The 21,510-nt window shown below is 70.1% G+C and carries 23 protein-coding genes; 17 read left to right on the top strand and 6 right to left on the bottom strand.

Annotated features, from left to right (window positions below; all coding sequences use genetic code 11):
- Positions 1–155: 155 nt before the first annotated feature.
- From M8542_RS00115 to phoU, 12 genes are all read left to right on the top strand, one after another.
- Positions 156–803 carry a VC0807 family protein gene (locus M8542_RS00115; RefSeq protein WP_257917873.1) on the top strand — a complete coding sequence of 216 codons (648 nt, stop codon included), beginning with the start codon at positions 156–158 and terminating at the stop codon, positions 801–803.
- Between the two features lie 68 nt (positions 804–871).
- Positions 872–1,564 carry a GntR family transcriptional regulator gene (locus M8542_RS00110; RefSeq protein WP_257917872.1) on the top strand — a complete coding sequence of 231 codons (693 nt, stop codon included), beginning with the start codon at positions 872–874 and terminating at the stop codon, positions 1,562–1,564.
- A complete protein-coding gene (locus tag M8542_RS00105; protein WP_257917871.1) occupies positions 1,561–2,556 on the top strand; it encodes an ADP-ribosylglycohydrolase family protein in 996 nt (331 codons plus the stop codon). Before M8542_RS00110 ends, M8542_RS00105 begins: the two co-directional genes overlap by 4 nt.
- Complete coding sequence (locus M8542_RS00100) at positions 2,553–3,431, top strand: PfkB family carbohydrate kinase (RefSeq protein WP_257917870.1); 879 nt, start codon at positions 2,553–2,555, stop codon at positions 3,429–3,431. Before M8542_RS00105 ends, M8542_RS00100 begins: the two co-directional genes overlap by 4 nt.
- Positions 3,428–4,885 carry a purine-cytosine permease family protein gene (locus M8542_RS00095; RefSeq protein ID WP_257917869.1) on the top strand — a complete coding sequence of 486 codons (1,458 nt, stop codon included), beginning with the start codon at positions 3,428–3,430 and terminating at the stop codon, positions 4,883–4,885. Before M8542_RS00100 ends, M8542_RS00095 begins: the two co-directional genes overlap by 4 nt.
- Positions 4,882–5,409: a cysteine hydrolase family protein gene (locus M8542_RS00090; RefSeq protein ID WP_257917868.1), complete on the top strand. Its 528-nt coding sequence runs from the start codon at positions 4,882–4,884 to the stop codon at positions 5,407–5,409. Before M8542_RS00095 ends, M8542_RS00090 begins: the two co-directional genes overlap by 4 nt.
- A 9-nt stretch (positions 5,410–5,418) precedes the next feature.
- Complete coding sequence (locus M8542_RS00085) at positions 5,419–5,613, top strand: hypothetical protein (RefSeq protein ID WP_257917867.1); 195 nt, start codon at positions 5,419–5,421, stop codon at positions 5,611–5,613.
- 10 nt (positions 5,614–5,623) lie between these two features.
- The gene (locus M8542_RS00080) at positions 5,624–6,457 is read left to right on the top strand and encodes an alpha/beta fold hydrolase (RefSeq protein WP_257917866.1); all 834 of its coding nucleotides are present in this window, start codon (positions 5,624–5,626) and stop codon (positions 6,455–6,457) included.
- 87 nt (positions 6,458–6,544) lie between these two features.
- On the top strand, positions 6,545–7,108 hold the full coding sequence (gene idi, locus M8542_RS00075; protein WP_257917865.1) for an isopentenyl-diphosphate Delta-isomerase: 564 nt from the start codon (positions 6,545–6,547) through the stop codon (positions 7,106–7,108).
- 120 nt (positions 7,109–7,228) lie between these two features.
- Positions 7,229–7,897, top strand: a complete 669-nt coding sequence (locus M8542_RS00070; RefSeq protein ID WP_257917864.1) for a GGDEF domain-containing protein — start codon at positions 7,229–7,231, stop codon at positions 7,895–7,897.
- A gap of 1,706 nt (positions 7,898–9,603) precedes the next feature.
- Positions 9,604–11,001: an LCP family protein gene (locus M8542_RS00065; RefSeq protein WP_257917863.1), complete on the top strand. Its 1,398-nt coding sequence runs from the start codon at positions 9,604–9,606 to the stop codon at positions 10,999–11,001.
- Positions 11,002–11,084: 83 nt separating this feature from the next.
- Positions 11,085–11,750, top strand: a complete 666-nt coding sequence (gene phoU, locus M8542_RS00060; RefSeq protein ID WP_257917862.1) for a phosphate signaling complex protein PhoU — start codon at positions 11,085–11,087, stop codon at positions 11,748–11,750.
- A 347-nt stretch (positions 11,751–12,097) separates the two neighbouring features.
- Here the strand turns inward: phoU and pstB are convergent, their stop codons facing one another.
- The 6 genes from pstB to M8542_RS00030 form a co-directional block, all read right to left on the bottom strand.
- Positions 12,098–12,874, bottom strand: coding sequence for a phosphate ABC transporter ATP-binding protein PstB (pstB, locus tag M8542_RS00055; RefSeq protein ID WP_086862623.1), 777 nt, complete (start codon positions 12,872–12,874; stop codon positions 12,098–12,100).
- A 7-nt stretch (positions 12,875–12,881) separates the two neighbouring features.
- Complete coding sequence (gene pstA / locus M8542_RS00050; protein ID WP_257917861.1) at positions 12,882–13,802, bottom strand: phosphate ABC transporter permease PstA; 921 nt, start codon at positions 13,800–13,802, stop codon at positions 12,882–12,884.
- Positions 13,803–13,804: 2 nt separating this feature from the next.
- Entirely contained in the window at positions 13,805–14,725 is a 921-nt protein-coding gene (gene pstC, locus M8542_RS00045) for a phosphate ABC transporter permease subunit PstC (protein WP_257918545.1), read from the bottom strand.
- A gap of 198 nt (positions 14,726–14,923) precedes the next feature.
- The gene (gene pstS, locus M8542_RS00040; protein WP_257917860.1) at positions 14,924–16,054 is read right to left on the bottom strand and encodes a phosphate ABC transporter substrate-binding protein PstS; all 1,131 of its coding nucleotides are present in this window, start codon (positions 16,052–16,054) and stop codon (positions 14,924–14,926) included.
- 225 nt (positions 16,055–16,279) lie between these two features.
- Complete coding sequence (gene mshD / locus M8542_RS00035; protein WP_257917859.1) at positions 16,280–17,179, bottom strand: mycothiol synthase; 900 nt, start codon at positions 17,177–17,179, stop codon at positions 16,280–16,282.
- A gap of 67 nt (positions 17,180–17,246) precedes the next feature.
- On the bottom strand, positions 17,247–17,993 hold the full coding sequence (locus M8542_RS00030; protein ID WP_257917858.1) for a winged helix-turn-helix transcriptional regulator: 747 nt from the start codon (positions 17,991–17,993) through the stop codon (positions 17,247–17,249).
- Positions 17,994–18,144: 151 nt separating this feature from the next.
- Between M8542_RS00030 and M8542_RS00025 the strand changes: the two genes are divergently transcribed.
- From M8542_RS00025 to M8542_RS00005, 5 genes are all read left to right on the top strand, one after another.
- A complete protein-coding gene (locus tag M8542_RS00025; protein ID WP_257917857.1) occupies positions 18,145–19,041 on the top strand; it encodes an LmeA family phospholipid-binding protein in 897 nt (298 codons plus the stop codon).
- A 10-nt stretch (positions 19,042–19,051) separates the two neighbouring features.
- The gene (locus tag M8542_RS00020) at positions 19,052–19,480 is read left to right on the top strand and encodes a thioredoxin family protein (protein ID WP_257917856.1); all 429 of its coding nucleotides are present in this window, start codon (positions 19,052–19,054) and stop codon (positions 19,478–19,480) included.
- 263 nt (positions 19,481–19,743) lie between these two features.
- Positions 19,744–20,178: a DUF4395 domain-containing protein gene (locus M8542_RS00015; protein ID WP_257917855.1), complete on the top strand. Its 435-nt coding sequence runs from the start codon at positions 19,744–19,746 to the stop codon at positions 20,176–20,178.
- Positions 20,179–20,208: 30 nt separating this feature from the next.
- Positions 20,209–21,045: a sulfurtransferase gene (locus M8542_RS00010; protein ID WP_257917854.1), complete on the top strand. Its 837-nt coding sequence runs from the start codon at positions 20,209–20,211 to the stop codon at positions 21,043–21,045.
- Positions 21,045–21,356: a DUF1416 domain-containing protein gene (locus tag M8542_RS00005; RefSeq protein ID WP_257917853.1), complete on the top strand. Its 312-nt coding sequence runs from the start codon at positions 21,045–21,047 to the stop codon at positions 21,354–21,356. Before M8542_RS00010 ends, M8542_RS00005 begins: the two co-directional genes overlap by 1 nt.
- The last annotated feature ends 154 nt before the right edge of the window (positions 21,357–21,510 follow it).

Below are 21,510 nucleotides of genomic sequence, written 5' to 3'. Positions count from 1 at the left end.
CTCCTCAGCACTAACGACCCTGTCGCGCTGCCGCGCCCCACGAACGGCAGCTCAGTCGCGACGACGACTCTAGCAAGCCGGCCGTGACATCTGTCAGCCCGAAGTCGTGGCGGACGGCATCCTCGGCGAAGCCCTCGCCGCGACAAGCTCCTTGCATGAAGAACGAAAGCGCCTCCCTGGTCCAGACCCTCGGCATCGAGATCGCCGTTCCGCTCGGCGTCTACTACGGGCTCCACGCGCTCGGCGCGAGCGACTTCACCGCCCTCGCGCTTTCCGGTGTCTTCCCGCTGGCCCGGACGCTCTACCAGTTCGCCAAGAACCGGACCATCAACGGGCTCGCGCTCGTCGTGCTGGTGACCAACGTCGTCGGGATGCTGCTGACGTTCGTCTCCGGCGACGCCCGCATGATGATCGCCAAGGACTCGATCGGCAGCGGCATCACCGGCCTGGTCATCCTGATCTCGGCGTTCACCGCGCAGCCGATCATGACGAAGGCGCTCCGCCCGTTCCTCACCCACGGCAAGGCCGACCACGAAGCCGCCTGGGAACGCCTGCAGCACAACTCGCGCTTCACGAACGTCGTGCGCCGAAGCAGCTTCATCTGGGGCGTCGGCTTCATCCTGGAGAGCGCGGCTCGGGTGTTCGGCGCCTTCACGCTGCCCGTCTCGACGATGGTCTGGCTGAGCACGGTCATCTTCGTCGGCTCGTTCGCGGTGATCATGGTGCTCTCGGGGGCGTTCGCGAAGGCCGCCGGCGAGATGGTGGCTCGCGAAGCGCAGCCCCGCGAGCTCGTCGCCGCCTGAGTCAGCGGGGCCGGGTTTACCGCTCACCCCCTTGACCAGCGGAAACCCCAGGGTGTACAGGTGTGTACATGTACAGCAAGCGGCAGCAGCTGGTCGGCGACCTCACCGACCTGATCCGGTCCGGGCGGCTCGCCCACGGCGAACGGCTCCCCGGCGAGAACCAGCTCGCCCTGCGCTACCAGGTCAGCCGCGGCACCGTCCGCAGCGCGTTGTCCGAACTCCAGCAGCTCGAGCTCATCTCCACCCAGGCCGGTGTCGGCTCGTTCGTCACCTTCGACGGCGTCCAGCTCGACCAGCGGATCGGCTGGGCCCGCGCCTTCGCCGACGCCGGCGCGCCCGTCACCACCGAGCTCATCGGCATCGAGACGGTCGAAGACCGCGCCCTCGAAGAGGAGTTCGGCGAGCCGGCCTACGTCGCCGTCCGGCGGCTGCGGCGGGAGCACGAGCGCGGCGTCTCGCTCGAAACCGCCACCGTGCCCGCCGTCGGGCTGCTCGCCGACCTCCCCGAAACGGGCCTGCGCGACGGCTCCCTGACCAAGACCCTCGAAGCCGCCGGCCGGATCTCCACCGGTGGCGACCAGTGGATCAGCACCGAACGCCTCGACGTCTGCGCCGCGGAGCTCCTCGGCCGTTCGATCGGCGAGCTCTTCCTCCGCGCCGAACGCACCTCCGTCGACGCCGAAGGCCGGCTCGTGGAGCGCGTCGTGAGCCTGCTCGACCCGGACCGCTTCCAGTTCCACCTCACCTTCGGACACCGGTGAACGCGCGGGACCGGGCGCTCGGCGCGTTCACCGGGCTCGCCGTCGGCGACGCACTCGGCATGCCGACGCAGTCCATGTCCCGCGCCGCGATCGCCGCCGCCTACGGGCCGGTCACCGGCCTGCTCACCGCCGTCGCCGAGCAGCCGGTCGCGCCTTCGATGCCAGCCGGGTCGATCACCGACGACACCGAGCAGGCGCTCCTGCTGGCCCGGCTGCTCATCGACGGCCGCGGCACCGTCGACCCGCACGCCTTCGCCGAGGCCCTGCTCGCGTGGGAGGCGGACATGGTCCGCCGCGGCTCCGCCGACCTGCTCGGGCCGTCGACGAAACGCGCGCTTTCCCGGCTCCAGGACGGTGTCCCGGCCGATGAGGCCGGCCGCGCCGGCACCACCAACGGCGCCGCCATGCGTGTCACGCCGGTCGGCATCGCGACCCCGGCCGAAGACCTCCACACGCTGGTCGACGCCGTCGCCGCGACCGCGCGGGTCACGCACAACACCAGCCTCGGCATCGCGTCCGCCGCCGCGGTCGCGGCCGTCGTCTCCGCCGGGGTCGACGGCGCGAGCCGCGCGGAAGCCCTCGACGCGGGCGAGCGCGCCGCCGTCGTCGGCGGGGAACGCGGGCACTGGGCGGCCGGCGGGGAGATCGCCGCGCGGATCCGCTGGGCCCGCGGCTGGGTGCGGGGCATGGCGCCGGCCGCCGTCGCCGACGCGGTCGCCCGGGTGATCGGCACTTCGGTCGCGTCGCAGGAGTCCGTCGTGGCCGCGTTCGCGCTGGCCGAGGCCGTGGGCGACGACCCGCCCGCGGCGTTGCGCCTGGCCGCCGGGCTTGGCGGCGACACCGACACGGTCGCGGCGATCTGCGGGGCGATGCTCGGCGCCACGCACGGCGTCGGGGCCTTCCGCGCCGACGTCGTCGACACCGTGCTCACCGTGAACGGCCTCGATCTCGGCCCGCTGGTCGACGCACTGCTCGAGCTGCGCCGGCCATGACCGGGCGGCTGGTGCACACCGGGCAGGTCGTCGTCGACCTGGTCATGGCGGTGCCGGCCCTGCCCCGCCCGGGCGGTGACGTCCTGGCGTCGTCGACGAACCTGTTGCCCGGCGGCGGTTTCAACGTGATGGCCGCGGCCGCGCGGTCCGGCGCGCGTGTGCTCTACGCCGGCAGCCACGGCACCGGCGGGTTCGGCGATCTCGCCCGTTCGGCGCTGGCGGACGAGGGCATCGAACTGGCGCACGAACCGACGTCGGGGCTGGACACCGGGGTCGTCGTCGCGCTGGTCGACGCGACCGGTGAACGCACCTTCGCGACCGGCACGGGCGCCGAAGGACGGTTGCGGCCCGCGGTGCTCGACCATGTCGTCCCAAAGGATGACGACGTCGTGTACGTGACCGGCTACAGTTTGTTGCATAAGACCAACCGCGAGGCGCTTCTCGAATGGCTGCCCCGGTTTCCCGGCCCTCGGATCCTCTTCGATCCCGGCCCGCTCGTCACCGACATCAACCCTGGAGACCTCCATGACGTACTGTCCACAATAGACATTCTGAGCTGCAACGCGCGCGAAGCCGAGGTGCTCGGCGAGCTGCCCCCGGTCGCCGTCGTCCGTGACGGCGCGAAGGGCTGCCATGTCCACGACCACGGCCACACCACCGACGTCCCGGGCTTCCCGGTCGAGGTGGTGGACACCAACGGCGCGGGCGACACACACTGCGGCGTACTGGCCGCGGAGCTGTTGCGCGGCAGTACCCTCCTCGACGCCGCCGTGCGCGCCAACGCGGCGGCCGCGCTCTCCGTGACCCGTCGTGGGCCGGCCACCGCGCCGGGCCGCGACGCGATCGACCGCCTACTGACCAGGGACGGGCCATGACCGACATGACCAGCTCGACCGAACCAGGCACCCGCAGGCTCAAGGTGGAGACCAACGGGCTCGACGTCATCGACGACGCCGAGCGCCGGGGCCGGCCGCGGCAGCTGTTCTGGCCATGGTTCGGCGCGAACGTGTCGGTGCTGGGGCTGAGCTACGGCTCGTTCACCCTCGGCTTCGGCATCTCGTTCTGGCAGGCGCTGGTCGCCGGCGTCGTCGGCATCCTGTTCTCGTTCCTGCTCTGCGGGTTCATCGCGATCGCCGGCAAACGCGGCTCGGCGCCGACGATGCTGCTGTCCCGCGCGGCCTTCGGTGTCCGGGGCAACCGGCTGCCGTCGGCGATCTCGTGGCTGCTCACGGTCGGCTGGGAAACGGTGCTCACGGCGCTGGCCACCCTGGCGACGGCGACCGTCTTCGAACGCCTCGGCTGGGGCGGCGGAACGGCGACGAAGGTGATCGCGCTGGTCGTGGTCGCGGCGCTGACGGTCGCCGCCGGCGTGCTCGGCTTCGACGCGATCATGAAGCTGCAGACGTGGATCACCTGGATCACCGGCGTGCTCACGGTCGTCTACGTGATCCTCGTGGTCGGTGACGTGCACTGGAGCGCGGTGAGCGCGCAGCCGGCCGGCTCGGCGCAGCAGTGGGTGGGCGCGCTGGTGTTCCTGATGACCGGCTTCGGCCTCGGCTGGGTCAACGCGGCGGCGGACTACTCGCGCTACCTGCCACGCTCGTCGTCGAGCCGGGGCGTGGTCGGCTGGACGACGTTCGGCGCCTCGGTGGCGCCCCTGGTGCTGCTGGTGTTCGGGTTGCTGCTGGCCGGGTCCTCACCCGACCTGAACAAGGCAATCGCGGCCGACCCGATCGGCGCGCTGACGACGTTGCTGCCGCTGTGGTTCCTGGTGCCGTTCGCGATCGTGGCGGTGCTCGGCCTGGTCGGCGGCGCGGTGCTGGACATCTACTCGTCGGGGCTGGCGCTGCTCTCGGCCGGCTTGCGCATCCCCCGCCCGGCCGCGGCGCTAGTCGACGGCGTGATCATGATCCTGGGCACGATCTACATAGTGTTCTTCGGCGGCGAGTTCCTCGGCCAGTTCCAGGGATTCCTCGTCACGCTGGGCGTACCGGTAGCAGCCTGGTGCGGCGTGATGCTAGCGGACGTCCTACTGCGACGCCGCGACTACGCCGAGCAAGAGCTGTTCGACCCGGCGGGCCGCTACGGCGACATCCGCATCGGACCGATCGCACTGGTGCTGGTGGCAACCGCGCTCGGCTGGGGCCTGGTCACGAACACGTCTGCAGAGTGGCTGCAGTGGCAGGGATACCTCCTCGAACCATTCGGCCTGGGCGGCCGAGACGGCGCATGGGCCTTCGCAAACCTCGGCGTGCTGCTGGCGCTGGCACTCGGGTTCGTGGTCACTTTGTCGACCCGCCAACGCGTCCACGCCCAGGAGGCGGCATGAAGTCAGTCTTGGCGGCCATCGACCTACAGAACGTCTTCGCCGACCCGGCCAGCGACTGGTTCACCCCGCGCTTCGCCGAGGCGCTGCCCCCAATCCACCGACTGGTGACGGCGTTCGGCGAAGACGTCGTGTTCACCCGGTTCATCGCGCCCACGCAGCCGGAAGGAGCGTGGAAGCAGTACTACAAGCAGTGGCCGTTCGCACTCCAGCCCCCGGACGCCCCGCTGTACCAGGTGGTAGACGCGTTCACCCCAGCATCCACAGTGGACGCAACAACATTCGGCAAGTGGACCCCCCGAATGGCAACCCGAGTGGGCGGCGCACGCCTGGTGCTGGCAGGCGTCTCAACGGACTGCTGCGTCCTCTCAACAGCCTTGGCGGCAGCAGACGCGGGAGTAGCCGTAACGGTGGTAGCCGACGCCTGCGCAGGCGTCGACGACGAGAGTCACGCAAAGGCGTTGGACATCCTGCGCCTGTACAGCCCCCTGGTGGAAGTAACCACAACAGAGGAGGTGCTCGGCTAGCCCGACTCAGTGAGGTGTGACTGGGCGACCGCCCTCCGGCACCGCTACCTGCTCCGAGCCGGCCCACTCGACCTGCGTCCGCTCGCCGGGCGCTTCGGCCTGCGGGTCCTCGCCAACTTCCTCGAGCCCGTCGGCGGCAAACCGCTGGGCGGGGCAGCACGAGCGGCTTTGACCGGCCACTCGCCGTTCAACCACGCGAAGTAGATTCGGGCTCGTGATCGACCACATCAGCATCCCCACCGAGGCCGGATCCTTCGACGCCATCGCCGCCGGGCCCGATGACGGGCGGCCCGTGCTGTTGCTGCACGGCTTTCCCGAAGCCGCCGTCGAGTGGGAGCACCAGGTTGCCACGCTCGGGGTGCTCGGGTACCGGGCCGTCGCGCCCGATCAGCGGGGGTACTCGCCCGATGTGCGGCCTGAACAGGCCACCGAATACTCCATCGATCACCTCGTCGGGGACGTCGTGGCCATCACCGAGAAGCTGGGCTGGTCGCGGTTCGACCTCGTCGGGCACGACTGGGGCGGCGCCGTCGCCTGGTGGACCGCCGACGCGCACCCCGAGCGGCTGCGCAGCCTCTCCGTCGTTTCGACTCCGCACCCCGGCGCGCTCTCCGCCGCCATGAAGACCGACGAAGACCAGCACCTGCGCACCCGCTACATGACCGAGTGGCGGCAGACCCGCGTCACCGAGCGCCGGATGCTCGAGAACGACGGCCGTGCGCTGCGTGACATGTTCGAGCGGCGCGTGTCACCCAGCAAGGTGGACGACTACGTGCAGCGGTTGTCCGAGCCGGGCGCGCTCACCGCCGCCCTCAACTGGTACCGCGCCGGCCGGCCGGGCGGGAAGATCGGCAAGATCTCCGTGCCGACGCTGTACATCTGGAGCACCGAGGACGTCTCGTTCGGCTCGACGGCCGCGCTCGACACCGCGAACTGGGTCACCGCGCCCTACCGGTTCGAAATGCTCGAAGACGTCACGCACTGGGTGCCCGAAGAGGCGCCGGAAGCCGTCACCTCGCTGATCGTCGAGCACCTCGACGCGCGGTAGCGGCCCGTCACCCGGGCGGGCGGCGGGCCGGTAACCCACCCGCCTCGCGGTACGGGGCGCGCCGGTCCGTCGTGTTCACTGGGGCTCGTGGATACCGCGACCGAACCCGAGACCGAGCAGGTCGTCTTCGTCACCGAAGACGGCGTGCCCACCGGCGAAACCGGCCCGAAACTGGCCAGCCACCACGAGCACACCCGGTTGCACCTGGCCTTCTCCTGCTACGTCCTGCGACGCCGCGACAACGCCCTGTTGATCACGCAACGCGCCCTCGACAAGAAGGTCTGGCCAGGGGTCTGGACCAACAGCGTCTGCGGCCACCCCGCGCCCGGCGAGTCCCTCGATGACGCCGTCCGGCGGCGCGCCGCCTACGAGATCGGGCTGCCGTCGCTGTCCGAGCTGCACTGCGTGCTGCCGAAGTATCGCTACCGGACGCCGCCGTTCCAGGGGATCGTCGAGAACGAGTTCTGCCCGGTGTTCGCCGCCTGGGCCGACACCGACCCCGAGCCGAACCCGGCCGAGGTCGGCGGCTGGCGCTGGATCTCCTGGGCCGACTACCAGGAGTTGCTGAACGACCGGACGGCTGATGTGAGTTACTGGGCCAAGGACCAGTATTCCCAGCTCAAGGTCATCGACCCGTTCGTCGGGCTCTGACAGCTCAACTTCGCAGAGTAACGATCATCGTCCCGTTGAGCGAAATTCGCCTTCGCCCGGCCCCGACACCTCAAGCGCGGCGGCTGCCGCGACGACAACCAAGGGGTGGTGGAGGTGGGCATGGTCGCCGAGGACGAAGGCGCGCTGCGCCGGAGCCCCGACCTGCTCCACCTCCACGAGGCCGTCGCGACACTGTTCGCCACCCAGGGCGACTGGCGACGCGCCTACCAGCACCTTCGCTCAGCGCTGGACATCGCACGCGACGGCAGCCTGCGTGACGCGCTGACGTCGAGCTACAACCGCCGTTACCTCGACGAGCGGTTGTACGGACCGTTCGACCGGCAGCCGGCCCGGCCACTGGGGATCGCTCTGGTCGATCTCGACCGCTTCAAGCGCGTCAACGACACGTACGGTCACCTCGTCGGCGACCGCGTTCTGCGCCGGGTGGCCGACCTCCTGCAGGAGGAGCTGCCCCCGGGCGGCTTCTGCGCCCGCTACGGCGGCGAGGAGTTCGTGCTGTGGCTGCCCGGCGTCGACGCGCGGCACGCGGTGCGGATCGTCGACGCCGCCCGGCTGCGCGTCGCCCGTCATCCCTGGTCAGAACTCCAGCCGGGGCTGCGCGTGACCATCAGCGCCGGGCTGGCGCACGAGGGCGCGGACGCGCCGGCGCCGCCGGAGCGCCAGCTGCGCAGCGCGGACCGCTTGCTTTACGCGGCGAAACGTGCGGGGCGGAACAAAGTCGCCTATCACGACGCGCAAAGCACGCAGTTAATAACCCACTCTGAGTAACGTAAACGCCCCATTACCCGGAAAGCTGCGGGCACCCGTCACCCGTTTGTCGACGGCCACCGGCCGTTCGTCGACTCAAGGTGAAGAAAATTCCGGGAGGGTGTCGTCACGAACGGGGGGTATCCGTACGATAACGAAAACCTCCGGGGGAACGATCACCTCTCGCGGGGGAAGACGGCCAAGTCACGACCCCCGCCTTCGATCGCGCGAAAGGAGACCGAGTGCCGGACGAGCACGACAGCCCGGGAACCGGTCGCCGTTCGGACGGTCCCGCGCGGCCCCGGACCGGCAGACGCCGGTCGATGGAGGACCAGGGCGGGATCAGCGTCTCGGACGTCGTCGCCAAGACCACGGGTGTGCGCCCGACGCCATCGCCGGAGCCGCCGGCGCACCGGCCGCACGCGGCCGAGCCACACCCCGCCGATAGCCCAGTACCCACGGACGCGACACGTCAATCGCGCCCCCCGCGCCCCCGCCAGCCCCGCCGCACGACGGCGGCGGCCCCCCAGCCGGAGGCACCGCTGCAGCGCCGCCCCCCGGCGGCGAACCCGGGCCCCCAGCAGACCTCGGCGGCGGCCCAGCCGCCTCGGCGCCGCCGCCCGGCGGTGGAGCCGCAGGGTGAGGGCGCTCCGGCCCGCCGCCCCGCGGCCGAGGGTGCGCACGATGGCGCAGCTCGACGCACTGCCGAAAGCACGGGCGGCCACGACGGCCCAGCTCGACGCCCGGCGGAGAACGCGGGCGCGCACGACAGCCCAGCCCGACGCACTGCCGAAAGCGCCGGCGGCCACGACGGCCCCGCCCGACGCGCTGCTGATGGCGCGGGCGGCCCGGCCCGGCGTTCTGACATCGCGGCTGGTCAAGATGGCCACGCAGCCCGCCGCAGCGGCCCTGACTCCCGCCCCCTCCGCCGCCCGGCGGCGAGTCCCGACAGCGCTGCCCCCGACGGCGGCGGCCCCGCACCTCGCCGCGCCGCACCCGATGGTTCGACCGGCCGTCGCGCCGCCGACGGCCCGGCCGGTCGCCGTGCGGCTGACGGCGCCGCGCCTCGCCGCGCGACCCCGGACAGCCCCGGCCCTCGCCGCACCGCGGCCGCCGAGGGGTCTGTACCCGGGCGGCCCGCGCCGGATGGCCCCGCACCCCGCCGAGCTGCGGCTGCTCCCACCGAGGCAGGCGTGCCTTCGCGACCCACCTCGGACGGTCCCGCACCCCGCCGGGCCGCGGCTGCTCCCACCGAGGCAGGCCTGCCCTCGCGACCCACCCCGGACGGCCCCGCACCCCGCCGGGCCGCAGCTGCTCCCACCGAGGCAGGCGTGCCCTCGCGACCCACCCCGGACGGTCCCGCACCCCGCCGGGCCGCGGCCGCTCCCGCCGAGGCGGCGGCACCCGCCCGGCCTACCGCGGGCGGTCCCGCACGTCGCCGAGGCTCGGCTGCGCCCGAAGGAGCGGCCGCGCGCCGGCCCGGCGCGGCCGCCGAAGGCGCCGACGGCCCCCCAAGCCGCCGGACCGCAGCAACCCCCGACAGCCCCGCAGGTCGCCGACCTGCGGCAACCGCCGAAGGCACCGACAGCCGCCGCGCCGCTGCAGCCGCCGAAGGCCCCTCCGTGCGGGCCAACACCGACAGCACCCAAAGCGCCGCTGACGCGCCCACCCAGCTGCGGCCCGCCGCCGGCTCCGTTCCACCCCGGGCCGCTCTCGATCCGCTCACCATGACCGATGAGATGGAAGCGATCGACGAGGCCACCCAGTACCGGCGCAAGATCGACCACACCCTCGCCCGGTTCTCCGCCGCGCACGACGAGATGGAAGCCGAGGAAGCCAAGCGGCGGGAACGTCGTGAACGCCTCTCGCCCACCTCGCTCATCGAGAGCACCCGCACCGCCCTCCAGCGGGTCGTCACGACGACACCGCCGCCCGAAGCCGAAGAAGACTCCGCGCAGACCCGGTTGCAGGAAAAGAAACAGCGGAAGATCGACCGCTCGGCGCGGTTCGGGCGGATCGCCGCGGCCGTCGTCGCCGGGCTCGTCTTCCTCGGCATCGGAGGCGCCTGGGGCGCCCAGACCTACTTCGACGCCAAGTTCACGCAGGTCTCCGCGCTCGACGAGAACTCCTCCGACATCCAGGACGCCGACGCGCAGGCCAACGACGAGAACTTCCTGATGGTCGGCTCCGACACCCGTGACGGCGCGACCGACGAAGAAGGCGTCGGCACCGCCGACAGCAACCCCGGTGCGCGAAGCGACACCGTGATGGTGGCGCACATCCCGGCCGACCGGAAGCGGGTCGTCGTCACGTCGTTCCCGCGCGACCTCGAGATCGACCGGCCCGACTGCCAGCGCTGGGACCCGGCGCAGAACAAGACCACCGACCAGGTCTCGCCGGGCCAGAAGATCGCCAAGCTCAACACCGCGTACGCGGTGGGCGGCCCACCCTGCGTGACCAAGGTGATCCAGCAGATCACCGGGCTGCGGATCAACCACTTCGTCGGCATCGACTTCAACGGCTTCAAGGAAATGGTCGACGCCGTGCACGGGGTCACCGTCCACACCGACGTCCCGATCGACGACGAGATCCTCGGCAAAGTGCTGATGCAGACCGGTGACGTGACGATCTCCGGCGACCAAGCACTGAACTTCGTGCGCGCGCGGCACGTCAAGGCCGACGTGGCGAAGTCGGACTACGACCGGATCAAGCGGCAGCAGGAGTTCATCGGCGCGCTGCTGAAGAAGGTCATGTCGTCGGACGTCGTGCTCGACCCCGGCAAGCTCAGCGACTTCATCACGGCGTTCGCGAAGGCCACCTTCGGCGACAACCTCGGCGTCAAGCAGATGATGACGCTGGCGCAGTCGATGAAGGGCCTGGATTCCTCGAAGATCACGTTCCTCACCGTCCCGACGGTCGGCATCGCCAACAGCCGCGGCAACGAGGTCCTCGTCCGCAGCAAGACGAAGGCGCTCTTCGACGCGCTGCGCAACAACACGCCACTGCCCGACCCGAACGCGCCGATCCCGGTGAGCGAGCAGGCTCCGCCGACCAGCTCGTCGAAGTCGAAGACCTCGACGTCGAAATCGACCACCACCAGCAAGAAGACCAGCACCCGGGGCTGATCCGCGAGGATCGTTAGTCCGGGTTCACGTGCGGTTCACCCGGCGATGCGGTGTTTGGTCACGGTTGGCCGTAGGGTTGGGCCATGCGTGAGGCTTACCATGTCGAACTCGAACAGCTCGCCGACAACCTGGGCGCCATGTCGATCCAGGTCGCCGACGCCATGGAGCGCGCCACCCGGGCACTGCTGGAGGCCGACCTCAGCCTCGCCGAACAGGTGATCAGCGACGACGCCAAGGTCGACGACGCGCGCGCCCAGTGCGAGGAGCAGGCGTACGCGCTGCTGGCCCTGCAGGCGCCCGTGGCGACCGATCTGCGCACGGTCCTGGCGGCGATCCACGCCGCCGAGAGCCTGGAGCGGATGGGCGACCTGGCGCTGCACGTGGCGAAGGCCGCGCGGCGCCGCCACCCCGAGCCGGTGCTGCCGGAGGCCGTGCGGCCGTACTTCGCCGAGATGGGCGAGGTCGGCGTGCGGCTGGCCCGCCAGGTCGAGCACGTGATCCATTCGAAGGACGTCGAAGCGGCGAAGACGATCGAGTCCGACGACGACCAGGTGGACGACATCCACCGCCACCTGTTCACGGTCCTGATGGACCGCGAGTGGCCGCACGGCGTGGCCGCGGCGGTCGACGTGACGCTGCTGGGCCGCTTCTACGAGCGCTACGCCGACCACGCGGTGTCGGTGGCCAAGCGGATGATCTTCGTGGTCACCGGCAAGATGCCGGGCTACGGCTCCGACGACGACATCTGAGTCTTCCCGAAGAAGTGCCCCCGGCCGCGCGCGGCCGGGGGCACTTTTCGTTGGCGAGGCTCAGAGGCGGAGCCTGCCGGGGCGGGCGTCCGCAGGCGAAGACGCGCGCGAGCGCAGCGGTCGATGGCCGGCCTGTCGAGCACGAACTCGAAGCCGGTTTCCGGCGGCCCCAACGGTTCCGTGGCCGCTGCAAACGAAACACACCACCGTCCTTATCGGACACTGCGGTGCGCACGCGTTCCGCGCGGTGAATTTCGTGGCCACGGCACAATACAACCACACAAAAGAAAAGGCCTTTCTCGCCTGCCCCGAGCACGGGCGAGAAAGGCCTTCCCTCCAACGACAACTCAGCCGAAGCGGCCGGAAATGTAGTCCTCCGTGGCCTTCTCGTCCGGGTTGGAGAAGATCTTCTCCGTGTCGTTGAGCTCCACCAGCCGGCCCGGCTGGCCCACCCCGGCCAGGTTGAAGAACGCCGTCTGGTCGGACACGCGCGCCGCCTGCTGCATGTTGTGCGTGACGATGACGATCGTGTAGTCCTTCTTCAGCTCGCCGATCAGGTCCTCGATCGCCAGCGTCGAAATCGGGTCCAGGGCCGAGCACGGCTCGTCCATCAGCAGGACGTCCGGCTGGACCGCGATCGCGCGGGCGATGCAGAGCCGCTGCTGCTGACCACCCGACAGGCCGCCGCCCGGCTTGTTGAGGCGGTCCTTGACCTCGTTCCACAGGTTCGCGCCGCGCAGGGCGCGCTCGGCGATGTCGTCGAGGGTCTTCTTGCCCTTGGTGCCGCCCAGCTTCAGGCCCGCCACCACGTTGTCCTTGATGGACATCGTCGGGAACGGGTTGGGGCGCTGGAACACCATGCCGATCGTGCGGCGCACCTGCACCGGGTCGACCGCCGACGCGTAGATGTCCTCGCCGTCCAGCAGCACCTGGCCGTCCACGCGGGCGCCCGGGATGACCTCGTGCATCCGGTTCAGCGTCCGCAGCACCGTCGACTTGCCACACCCCGACGGGCCGATGAACGCGGTGACGTTGCGCGGCGGCACCGAAAGGGTGACGCCGTCCACGGCGTGGAACTTGCCGTAGTAGATGTCCACGTCCTTGACGTCGATTCGCTTGGCCATGACTAGCTCACTTCTTCTTCGGGGCGACGAGGCGCGCGAACACGGTGGCGAGGAGGTTGATCAGCGCGATGATGAGCACCAAGGTCAGTGCCGCGCCCCAAATCCGGTCGAAGCCGACCGTGCCGGGGTCCATCGGGTTGCTGACGCGTTCGTTGTTCATCAGCAGCGGCAGCGCCGCCTGCTCGCCGCTGAAGATGTCCCAGTTGGTGTAGGCCGAGTAGCCGACCAGGACCAGCAGCGGCGCCGTCTCGCCCATTACGCGCGCCAGCGCCATCATGACGCCGCCGACAATGCCGGACAACGCCGTCGGGAGCACGATCTTCATGATCGTCTTCCACTTCGGCACGCCCAGCGCGTACGACGCCTCGCGCAGGTCGTCCGGGACGATCCGCAGCATCTCTTCCGAAGACCGGACGACCACCGGGATCATCAGCAGCACCAGGGCCAGCGACACGGCGAAACCGCTGCGCGGCAGGCCGAACGTGGTGATCCACAGCGCGTAGATGAACAGCGCGGCCACGATCGACGGGACACCGGAAAGGATGTCCACCATGAACGTGGTCGCCTTGGCGAGCTTGCCGTTGCGGCCGTACTCGACGAGGTAGATCGCGACCAGCATGCCGATCGGCACCGCGATGATCGCGCACACCAGGCCCTGCAGCAGGGTGCCGATGATGGCGTGCAGCACGCCGCCGCCGACCTCGTCGGACAGGACGTCGCCGAAGTCCTGCGACCACCAGTTGCTGTACGGGATGCGCTTGATGCCGTACGCGATCACCGTGTACAGCACCCAGACCAGCGGCACGACGGCGACCAGGAACGACAGCCAGACCAGCGTGGTCGCCAGCCCGTTCTTGACCTTGCGGCCCAGGCTCACCTGCTGGAACGCCGGGGTCGAAGCCGGAGCTTCGAGCGTGGAGGTGGACATGCTCAGTCCCCCTTCTGGCCGATGATGGACCGCGCGGCGAAGTTGACGACGAACGTGAGCACGAACAGCACCAGGCCGGCCGCGATATACGCGCCCGCCGAGGTTTCGTTGTTGAACTCGCTGTAGTTCGCGGCGATCTTCGAAGCGAACGTCGACCCGCCGTCGAAGAGGCTCCAGTCGAAGTTGCGCCCCTGCGGGATCAGCAGGATGACGGCGAGCGCGATCGTCTCGCCGAGCGCGCGGCCGAGGCCGAGCATCGACGCGCCGACGTAGCCCGCCTTGCCGAACGGCAGCACCGTGGTGCGGATGACTTCCCAGCGCGTGGCGCCGAGCGCCAGCGCGCCCTCGATGTGCGGAGTCGGCGTGCGCTCGAACACCTCGCGCGAGAGCGAGGTGATGATCGGCAGGATCATCACGGCCAGCACGATGCCGGCGGTGAAGATCGTGCCGCGGACGCTCGGCGCGACGTTGCCGGGCGCCAGCAGCGGGAACCACGAGAACGTGTCGTTGACCCACTGCGAGAACGGCTCGATCGCCGGCGCGAAGACCAGGATGCCCCAGAGGCCGAAGATGATCGACGGCACCGCGGCGAGCAGGTCGATGACATAGGCGAACGGCCGGGCGAGCCGGGCCGGCGCGTACTGGGTGAGGAACAGCGCGATCCCCAGCGAGACCGGCATCGCGATGACCAGCGCCACGAGCGACGTCGCCACCGTGACCTCGAGCAGGTCGAGGATGCCGAAGGCCATGTTCGCCGGGTCGTTGGTCGACCAGCCGTGGTTGGTCAGGAAGTTGACCTTGTTGGCCCGCAGCGCCGGGATGGCCTGGATGAGCAGGAAGAGCCCGATCAGGCCGATCAGGGCGACGACGAAGATCCCGGCCCCGGTGGTCAGGTTCTGGAAGATGCGGTCACCGGGCCGCACCTTCTTCGGTTTCTCGCTCGCGGGCGGCTGGGGAGCCGCCGGCGGGGCTGCTTGCTCCGAAATCGGGTCCTCCGGGGGCGTCGTGGCGGACGACGAACGCCCACCGGGGTCGCCGGTGGGCGTTCGCGTCGAGGATGACTCGCTCATCAGCTACTTCTGACCAGCCTCTATCACTCGTGTGTCAGTCGCAACGGGCGTTCAGGAGATCGCCTTGACGGAGTCCAGGACCTTCGTCTGCAGCGACTGCGGGATCGGCACGTAGCCCTTCGAGGACAGCGGCTGCTGACCGTCGGTGGCCGCCACCGTCAGGAACGCCTTGACGGCCTTCGCGACGTCCGCGTTCGCGTACTTCGAGCAGACGATCTCGTAGGTCGTCAGCAGCAGCGGGTAGGCGCCCGGGGTGTTGCTGGCGTAGATCGCGTTCAGGTCGAGCGCGAGGTCCTTCGAGCCGTCCTTGAGGAACTTGGCCGCGTCCAGGGACTTCGCCACGTTCGCCGCGCTGAGCTCGACACCGCCGGAGCCGCTGTCGATGAGCGCCGCGTTGAGGCCGTCCTTGGCGAACGCGCCCTCGACGTAGGTGATGCCGCCGTCGGAGGCCTTCACCGCGGTCGCGACACCGTTGGAGCCCTGCGCACCGTTGCCGACGCCACCGTTGAACTTCTTGCCGGCGCCCTTGGTCCAGTCGGCCTTCGCCGCCGCGCCCAGGTACTTCTGGAAGTTGTCGGTGGTGCCCGACTCGTCGGCGCGGGAGACGACCTGGATGGCCTTGTCCGGCAGGTTCAGGCTCTCGTTGCCCTTGACCGCCTTGATGGCCGGGTCGTTCCACTTGGTGATGCCGCCGCTGAAGATCTTGGCGACGACCGACGGGGTCAGCGTCAGCTTGTCCACACCGGACAGCTTGTAGGCGACGGCCACCGGGCCGACGACCATCGGGATGTTCCAGGCGTCGCTCGCGCAGCGCTTGTTGGCCGCCTCGAGGTCCGCGCCGGTGACCGGCGAGTCCGAGCCACCGAAGTCGATCTGGTTGGCGTTGAACTGCTTCACGCCCGCGCCGGAACCACTCGGGTTGTAGTTGACCTGCTGGCCGGAGCACTTCTTGCCGAACTGCTGCGTGAAGATGTCGATCGCGTTCTTCTGCGCCGACGATCCTTCCGCGGACAGCGGGCTCTTGCCGCCGCAGGCGACGTCGGCCGTGCCGGTCGCGGCCGGTGCGGCAGCGGAGTTCGAGCTGCTGCTGTTGGACGCCGCGGGGTCGGACCCACAGGCGGCGAGCACGAGGGCGGCGCTCGCGACGATGCCCACCGCGCTCAGGGGCCGCATGATCTTCACTGCTGTTTCCTCCATCAGGAGCTTGACCGGGTCGCCGCGGCGTGGTGCCGCAACGGAACCGGACATTAGGCAGTGGTGGTGGACGGTCGGCCCTGAATAAATGAACGCAAAGTGAACAAGCCCCCTGATGTGAGGAGTGCTACTACCCCGAAAGGGTGCCGTGTCCTGGCCGTGACCTGCGTGTTTGCCCTCCGTGACAAGCCGCTTGCACGGCGTCGACGGTGGTCACCGACCGTACTGGACGTCGGTCTCGTGACGGGTGAACCCGAGCTTCGTGTAGACGGCGAGCGCCGGCGCGTTGTCGCCCTCGACGTACAAGATGACTTGCCGCAGCCCCCGGCCCGCGAGGTGCCGCAGCCCGGCGAGCGTCAGCGCCCGGCCGAGCCCGCCGCCCTGCGCCGCGGGGTCGACGCCGACGACGTAGACCTCGCCGACGCGTTCGCCGCCGAACCGGCCCGGCGTCGGCTCGTGCACCTTCGTCCAGTGGAAGCCGATCACCTGACCATCTTCTTCGGCGAGGAAGAAGCCGTCGGCGTCGAACCACGGACGCGCCTCGTCGGCGCGGAGGTCGTCGGCGGTCAGCGCGCCCTGCTCGGGGTGCCAGTCGAAGGCCCGCGCGTTGACCCGGACGACGGCGTCCTCGTCCTGGCCCGGCACGAACGTCCGCAGCGAGACACCGTCACGCAGCCGCGGCTCCGGCCAGTCCGCACCCTCGACGTTCGTGTGCAGGATGAGCAGCTCGCGCTTGCGCTCCAGGCCGGCCTGCACGGCCAGCTTCAGCGCCGCCGGGTGGTCGCCGTGGGCCCAGACGCGGAACCCGACGGCGGCGCGCTCGTCGAGCGCGTGGAGCAGCTTCGCGCCGTACCCGCGGTTGCGGTGGCCCGGGTGCACGAACAGCTCGGCGACCTGGTGCCCGAAGGAGTCGCCGGTGGTGTCGAGGTGGGCGTAGCCGACGACCTCGCCCTCGACGCACGCGACGAGGTGCTCACCGCCGTCGAACTCGCCGGGCAGCGGCCCCGCGGGCTCGACCTCGGGCCGGCCGTCGGCCTCGCGCACGGCCAGCAGCAGCCCGCGGACGTCCTCGAGCTGCTTGTCGTCCAGTTCCTGCCGCCACTCTCCGGTCACCCCGTGACCGTACCCGCGCGCGAGGCAACGCGACGGCTGTCGCCGCGTCCTGGGAACTATGGGGACGTCAGTGCGCGAGCTCGGGGGTCTCGGCCGCCGCCTCGGGCTGAGCCGGCACGACGGGCCGCGCGCCGCCCTTGGCCGGCCGCTCGAACTTGTAGCCGACGTTGCGCACGGTGCCGATCATCTGCTCGTGCTCCGGGCCGAGCTTGGCGCGCAGCCGCCGGACGTGCACGTCGACCGTGCGCGTGCCGCCGAAGAAGTCGTAGCCCCAGACTTCCTGCAGCAGCTGGGCGCGGGTGAACACCCGGCCGGCGTGCTGCGCGAGGTACTTGAGCAGCTCGAACTCCTTGTAGGTGAGCTCGAGGGTGCGCTTGCGCAGGCGCGCGGTGTAGGTCGCCTCGTCGATGACCAGCTCGCCGACCCGCAGCTCGGCCTCGACCTGCGCGGACCCGCCGTCACGCGTGGTGACCAGCCGCAACCGGGCGTCGACCTCGGCCGGGCCCGCGGTGGGCAGGAGGATGTCGTCGGTGCGCCACTCGGCGCTGACCGCGACCAGCCCGCCCTCGCCGACGACCGCGATGATCGGGGTGGACGCCTCGTCCTCACCCGCGCCCTTGAGCAGCCGGCAGAGGCTCTTCGCCGAGGCCAGGTCGCTGCGGGCGTCGAGGACGATGACGTCGCGGTGGCCCGCGTCGAGCAGGGCGGTCACCTCGGGAGCGCGGACGCGTACGGTGTGCGGCAGCAGGTCCAGCGCGGGAAGCACCGAAGTGGCGTCGGCTTCCGCAGTCAGTACCAGAAGGTCCAGGCTCATGAGCCGCACCGCCTCCAAAGTCGTCGCCGCACGTCGGCGTTGGTCGGTGCTAAGTGAGAATAGCGGCTGAACGAGCGGGCACCTAACCCTTGCTGGATCGATCACACCTGGACAAACCCCGGTGTCCCCGACGAACAGGAGTACGGACGCGATGGTGAGCAGGCCCGTGGCCCGGGACGACCGACCCGCACCGAGGCCGGACGCGCGACGCCGCGGCCGCCGCGCCCGCCGGTGGGTGATCGCACTGGTGGTCCTGGTGTTGCTGCTGGTCGGCGCCGATTTCGGGGCCGCCGCGTACGCCGAGCACATGATCTCCCAGAAGGCCCGGACGCAGCTGCAGCTGACCGACGACCCGTCGGTGACGATCCACGGCTTCCCGTTCCTCACGCAGGCGCTCGGCGGTGACTACAGTCACATCAGCGTGTCCGCTGCCGGCGTGCCGGTCGCGGACAAGCTCCAGGACGTCGCGGTCAACGCCGAGCTCGAGGACGTCACGGCGCCGCTGTCGGAGCTCACCTCCGGCAACACGAAGGCGATCACCATCGGCAAGCTGACCGGCTCGGTCACCATCAAGGCCGCCGACCTGGCCCGCCTTTCGCCGCTGGACAAGATCAAGGACCTGCGGATCGAGCCGTCGACCTCCGACTACGTGCAGAACGGCGATTCCGGGCAGAGCGAGCCGACGCCGACCACCACGACCACCGAGGGCCAGGCCGAGCAGGACGAGTCCAGCACCGGGGTCCGCATTTCGGGACACCTTTCGTTCGCGGGCAAGGACCTGGAAATCTTCTGCTTCGCGATGATCGAGGCCGATCCGAAGGGCGGGACGATCAACTTCGTCCCCAAGCGGCTGCAGTTCGGGAATGACCAGGAAACGACGGTTGTTCCCCAGGCAGTGCAGAACGCGCTGCTGCCGAACTTCAAGGCCTCGATCAGCACGAAGGACCTGCCGTTGTCGGTCACCCCGACCGGCGTGCGGGCGCAGAGCGGATCGGTGACGATCAAGGGCGAGGCCACGAACGTGTCCTTCGCGGAGCTGAGCAGGTAAGGAGCGGCCGGTGACGGGGCTGTGGGTGCTCGTTGCGGTGCTGGTGGCGGCTTCGGCCGTCGGCCTGCTGCTGCGGGCGCGCAACGGCCGGGTGCGCGAGGCCAGGCCCGCCGCCCGTGAGCTGCCCGGTCCCGTCACCGCCGTGCTCGACCCGGCGTCCGCCGTGACGCTGGTCCAGATCTCCACCACCTTCTGCGCGCCGTGCCGGCACGCGAAGGCCGTGCTCGAGCCGCTGGCCGAGCGCACCGACGGCCTGCACCACGTCGAGCTCGACGTGACGAACCAGCCCGAGGTCGCGCAGTCGCTGTCCGTGCTGCGGACGCCGACCACGATCGCGCTGACCACCGACGGCCGGGAGCTGCTGCGCGTCAGCGGCGTCCCGAAGGGCCCCGAACTGCTGGACGCGCTGCGCCCGCATCTCACGACTCGGACGCGCTGACCAGCCGATGTTCCACTTACCGGGAATCGTCCCAAGGTATGAACGTGGTTCCCACTCTGAGGGAGCTCTGGGTACCCTCGCACCCGTGACCGGGCTGACCACCTTCTTGACGCAGCGACGCGCAGTCGACCTCTGCCGCGTCCGCAGCAGCCTGTGTCGCGCCCACGCCGACCGGCGCTGAACCACGCCCGGAAACCAGCCAGCCCCGAAGCCGCTGAAGCGTGCCGTTCGCACGCACCCCCTCTGCTCCAGCTGGAGGAACCATGTCCGCCGGACCGGCCGTCGACCCGCGTGGCCCGCGGTTCGCCGCCATCCTGACCACGATCGTGCTCGCGGTCGTCCTGGTCACCCAGTGGTGGCCGTTGCTGGCGATCCAGACCGTCGTGTTCGCGATCGGCGCGTTCGTCGGCCTCAAGCCCGCGCCGTACTCGATCGTCTACCGCGCGCTCGTGGCCCCGCGCCTCGGCCCGACCGACGAGCGTGAGGACGCGGCACCGCTGCGGTTCGCGCAGGCCGTCGGATTCGTGTTCGCGCTCGTCGGGACGGTCGGCTTCGCGCTCGACATCGTCCCGCTCGGCGTCGTCGCGACGGCGTTCGCGCTCTTCGCGGCCTTCCTCAACGCGGCCTTCGACTTCTGCCTCGGCTGCGAAATGTTCTTGCTCATCAAGCGCTTCAGCCCCGCCCGCGCGTCGTCCTGAAGTCCAACCCAGAAAGAGAGTTCTGTTCTCATGAGCCGTGAAGACGTCCTGGTCACCACCCAGTGGGCCGAGGAGAACCTGGACACCCCCGGCGTCGTGTTCGCCGAGGTCGACGAGGACACCACCGCCTACGACGGAGGCCACATCCGGGGCGCGGTGAAGTTCGACTGGCGGAACGACCTGCAGGACGGGGTGCGCCGCGACTTCGTCTCCAAGGAGGGCTTCGAGAAGCTCCTGTCGGAGAAGGGCATCTCGAACGACGACCGCGTCATCCTCTACGGCGGCAACAACAACTGGTTCGCCGCCTACGCGTACTGGTACTTCAAGCTGTACGGCCACGAGAACGTCCAGCTGCTCGACGGCGGGCGCAAGAAGTGGGAGCTCGACGGCCGTGAGCTGAACTCCGACGAGGTCAAGCGCGAAGCCACCCAGTACAAGGCCAAGGACCAGGACCTTTCGCTGCGTGCGTTCCGCGACGAGGTCGTCCAGTCCATCGGCGCGAAGAACTTCGTCGACGTGCGGTCGCCGGACGAGTTCTCCGGCAAGCTGCTCGCCCCGGCGCACCTGCCGCAGGAGCAGTCCCAGGTCCCCGGCCACATCCCCGGCGCGCTGAACGTGCCGTGGGCGAAGGTCGCCAACGAGGACGGCACCTTCAAGACCGAGGCGGAGATCGACGAGCTCTACAAGGAGCAGGGCATCGACGCGGGCAAGGGCACCATCGCCTACTGCCGCATCGGTGAGCGTTCCTCGATCGCGTGGTTCGCGCTGCACGAGCTGCTCGGCCACGAGGACGTGAAGAACTACGACGGTTCGTGGACGGAATACGGCTCGCTGGTCGGCGTGCCGGTCGAGTTGGGAGCCAAGTGATGGCGGTTGACGACAGCTGCGGCGCACCGGTCCAGGAGGCCACGCCGGCGGACTACGACACGAAGGGCCAGGTCGTCCTGGCCGGCAAGGTGACCGGCGCGGACGGGCCGGTCGGCGGCGCGTTCGTCCGGCTCCTGGACGGCGGCGGCGACTTCACCGGCGAGGTCGTCTCCTCGGCCGACGGTGACTTCCGCTTCTACGCGGCGCCGGGTGACTGGACGGTGCGCGCGCTGCACCGCACCGGCAACGGCGAAGCGTCCGTCAAGGCGGAGGGTCCGGGCCTGCACCAGCTGGCCATCTCGGTCGCCTGACGTTTCTCCGCGAAGGCCTCCTCACTCCTTGGGTTCTAGTGGTGGTTGCAACACCTGAGCTGTTGAGGGGTTGCAGTGTTCGAGATCCGCGGGGACCGGTCGCCTCAAGGTCCGAGGAAGCTGGGCGACGAGCGCCAGACCTATCTTGATCTTG

Source organism: Amycolatopsis iheyensis (assembly GCF_024703995.1).
Lineage (GTDB): Bacteria > Actinomycetota > Actinomycetes > Mycobacteriales > Pseudonocardiaceae > Amycolatopsis > Amycolatopsis iheyensis.
This window is presented reverse-complemented; position numbering and strand designations above follow the sequence as displayed.

Bases quoted from the DNA above. Each gene is read 5' to 3' on its own strand.
- M8542_RS00115 (WP_257917873.1), top strand. From the start codon at position 156: ATGAAGAACGAAAGCGCCTCCCTGGTCCAGACCCTCGGCATCGAGATC.
- M8542_RS00110 (WP_257917872.1), top strand. From the start codon at position 872: ATGTACAGCAAGCGGCAGCAGCTGGTCGGCGACCTCACCGACCTGATC.
- M8542_RS00100 (WP_257917870.1), top strand. From the start codon at position 2,553: ATGACCGGGCGGCTGGTGCACACCGGGCAGGTCGTCGTCGACCTGGTC.
- M8542_RS00095 (WP_257917869.1), top strand. From the start codon at position 3,428: ATGACCGACATGACCAGCTCGACCGAACCAGGCACCCGCAGGCTCAAG.
- M8542_RS00090 (WP_257917868.1), top strand. From the start codon at position 4,882: ATGAAGTCAGTCTTGGCGGCCATCGACCTACAGAACGTCTTCGCCGAC.
- M8542_RS00070 (WP_257917864.1), top strand. From the start codon at position 7,229: ATGGTCGCCGAGGACGAAGGCGCGCTGCGCCGGAGCCCCGACCTGCTC.
- M8542_RS00065 (WP_257917863.1), top strand. From the start codon at position 9,604: ATGACCGATGAGATGGAAGCGATCGACGAGGCCACCCAGTACCGGCGC.
- phoU (WP_257917862.1), top strand. From the start codon at position 11,085: ATGCGTGAGGCTTACCATGTCGAACTCGAACAGCTCGCCGACAACCTG.
- pstB (WP_086862623.1), bottom strand. From the start codon at position 12,874: ATGGCCAAGCGAATCGACGTCAAGGACGTGGACATCTACTACGGCAAG.
- pstA (WP_257917861.1), bottom strand. From the start codon at position 13,802: ATGTCCACCTCCACGCTCGAAGCTCCGGCTTCGACCCCGGCGTTCCAG.
- M8542_RS00030 (WP_257917858.1), bottom strand. From the start codon at position 17,993: ATGAGCCTGGACCTTCTGGTACTGACTGCGGAAGCCGACGCCACTTCG.
- M8542_RS00025 (WP_257917857.1), top strand. From the start codon at position 18,145: ATGGTGAGCAGGCCCGTGGCCCGGGACGACCGACCCGCACCGAGGCCG.
- M8542_RS00015 (WP_257917855.1), top strand. From the start codon at position 19,744: ATGTCCGCCGGACCGGCCGTCGACCCGCGTGGCCCGCGGTTCGCCGCC.
- M8542_RS00010 (WP_257917854.1), top strand. From the start codon at position 20,209: ATGAGCCGTGAAGACGTCCTGGTCACCACCCAGTGGGCCGAGGAGAAC.
- M8542_RS00005 (WP_257917853.1), top strand. From the start codon at position 21,045: ATGGCGGTTGACGACAGCTGCGGCGCACCGGTCCAGGAGGCCACGCCG.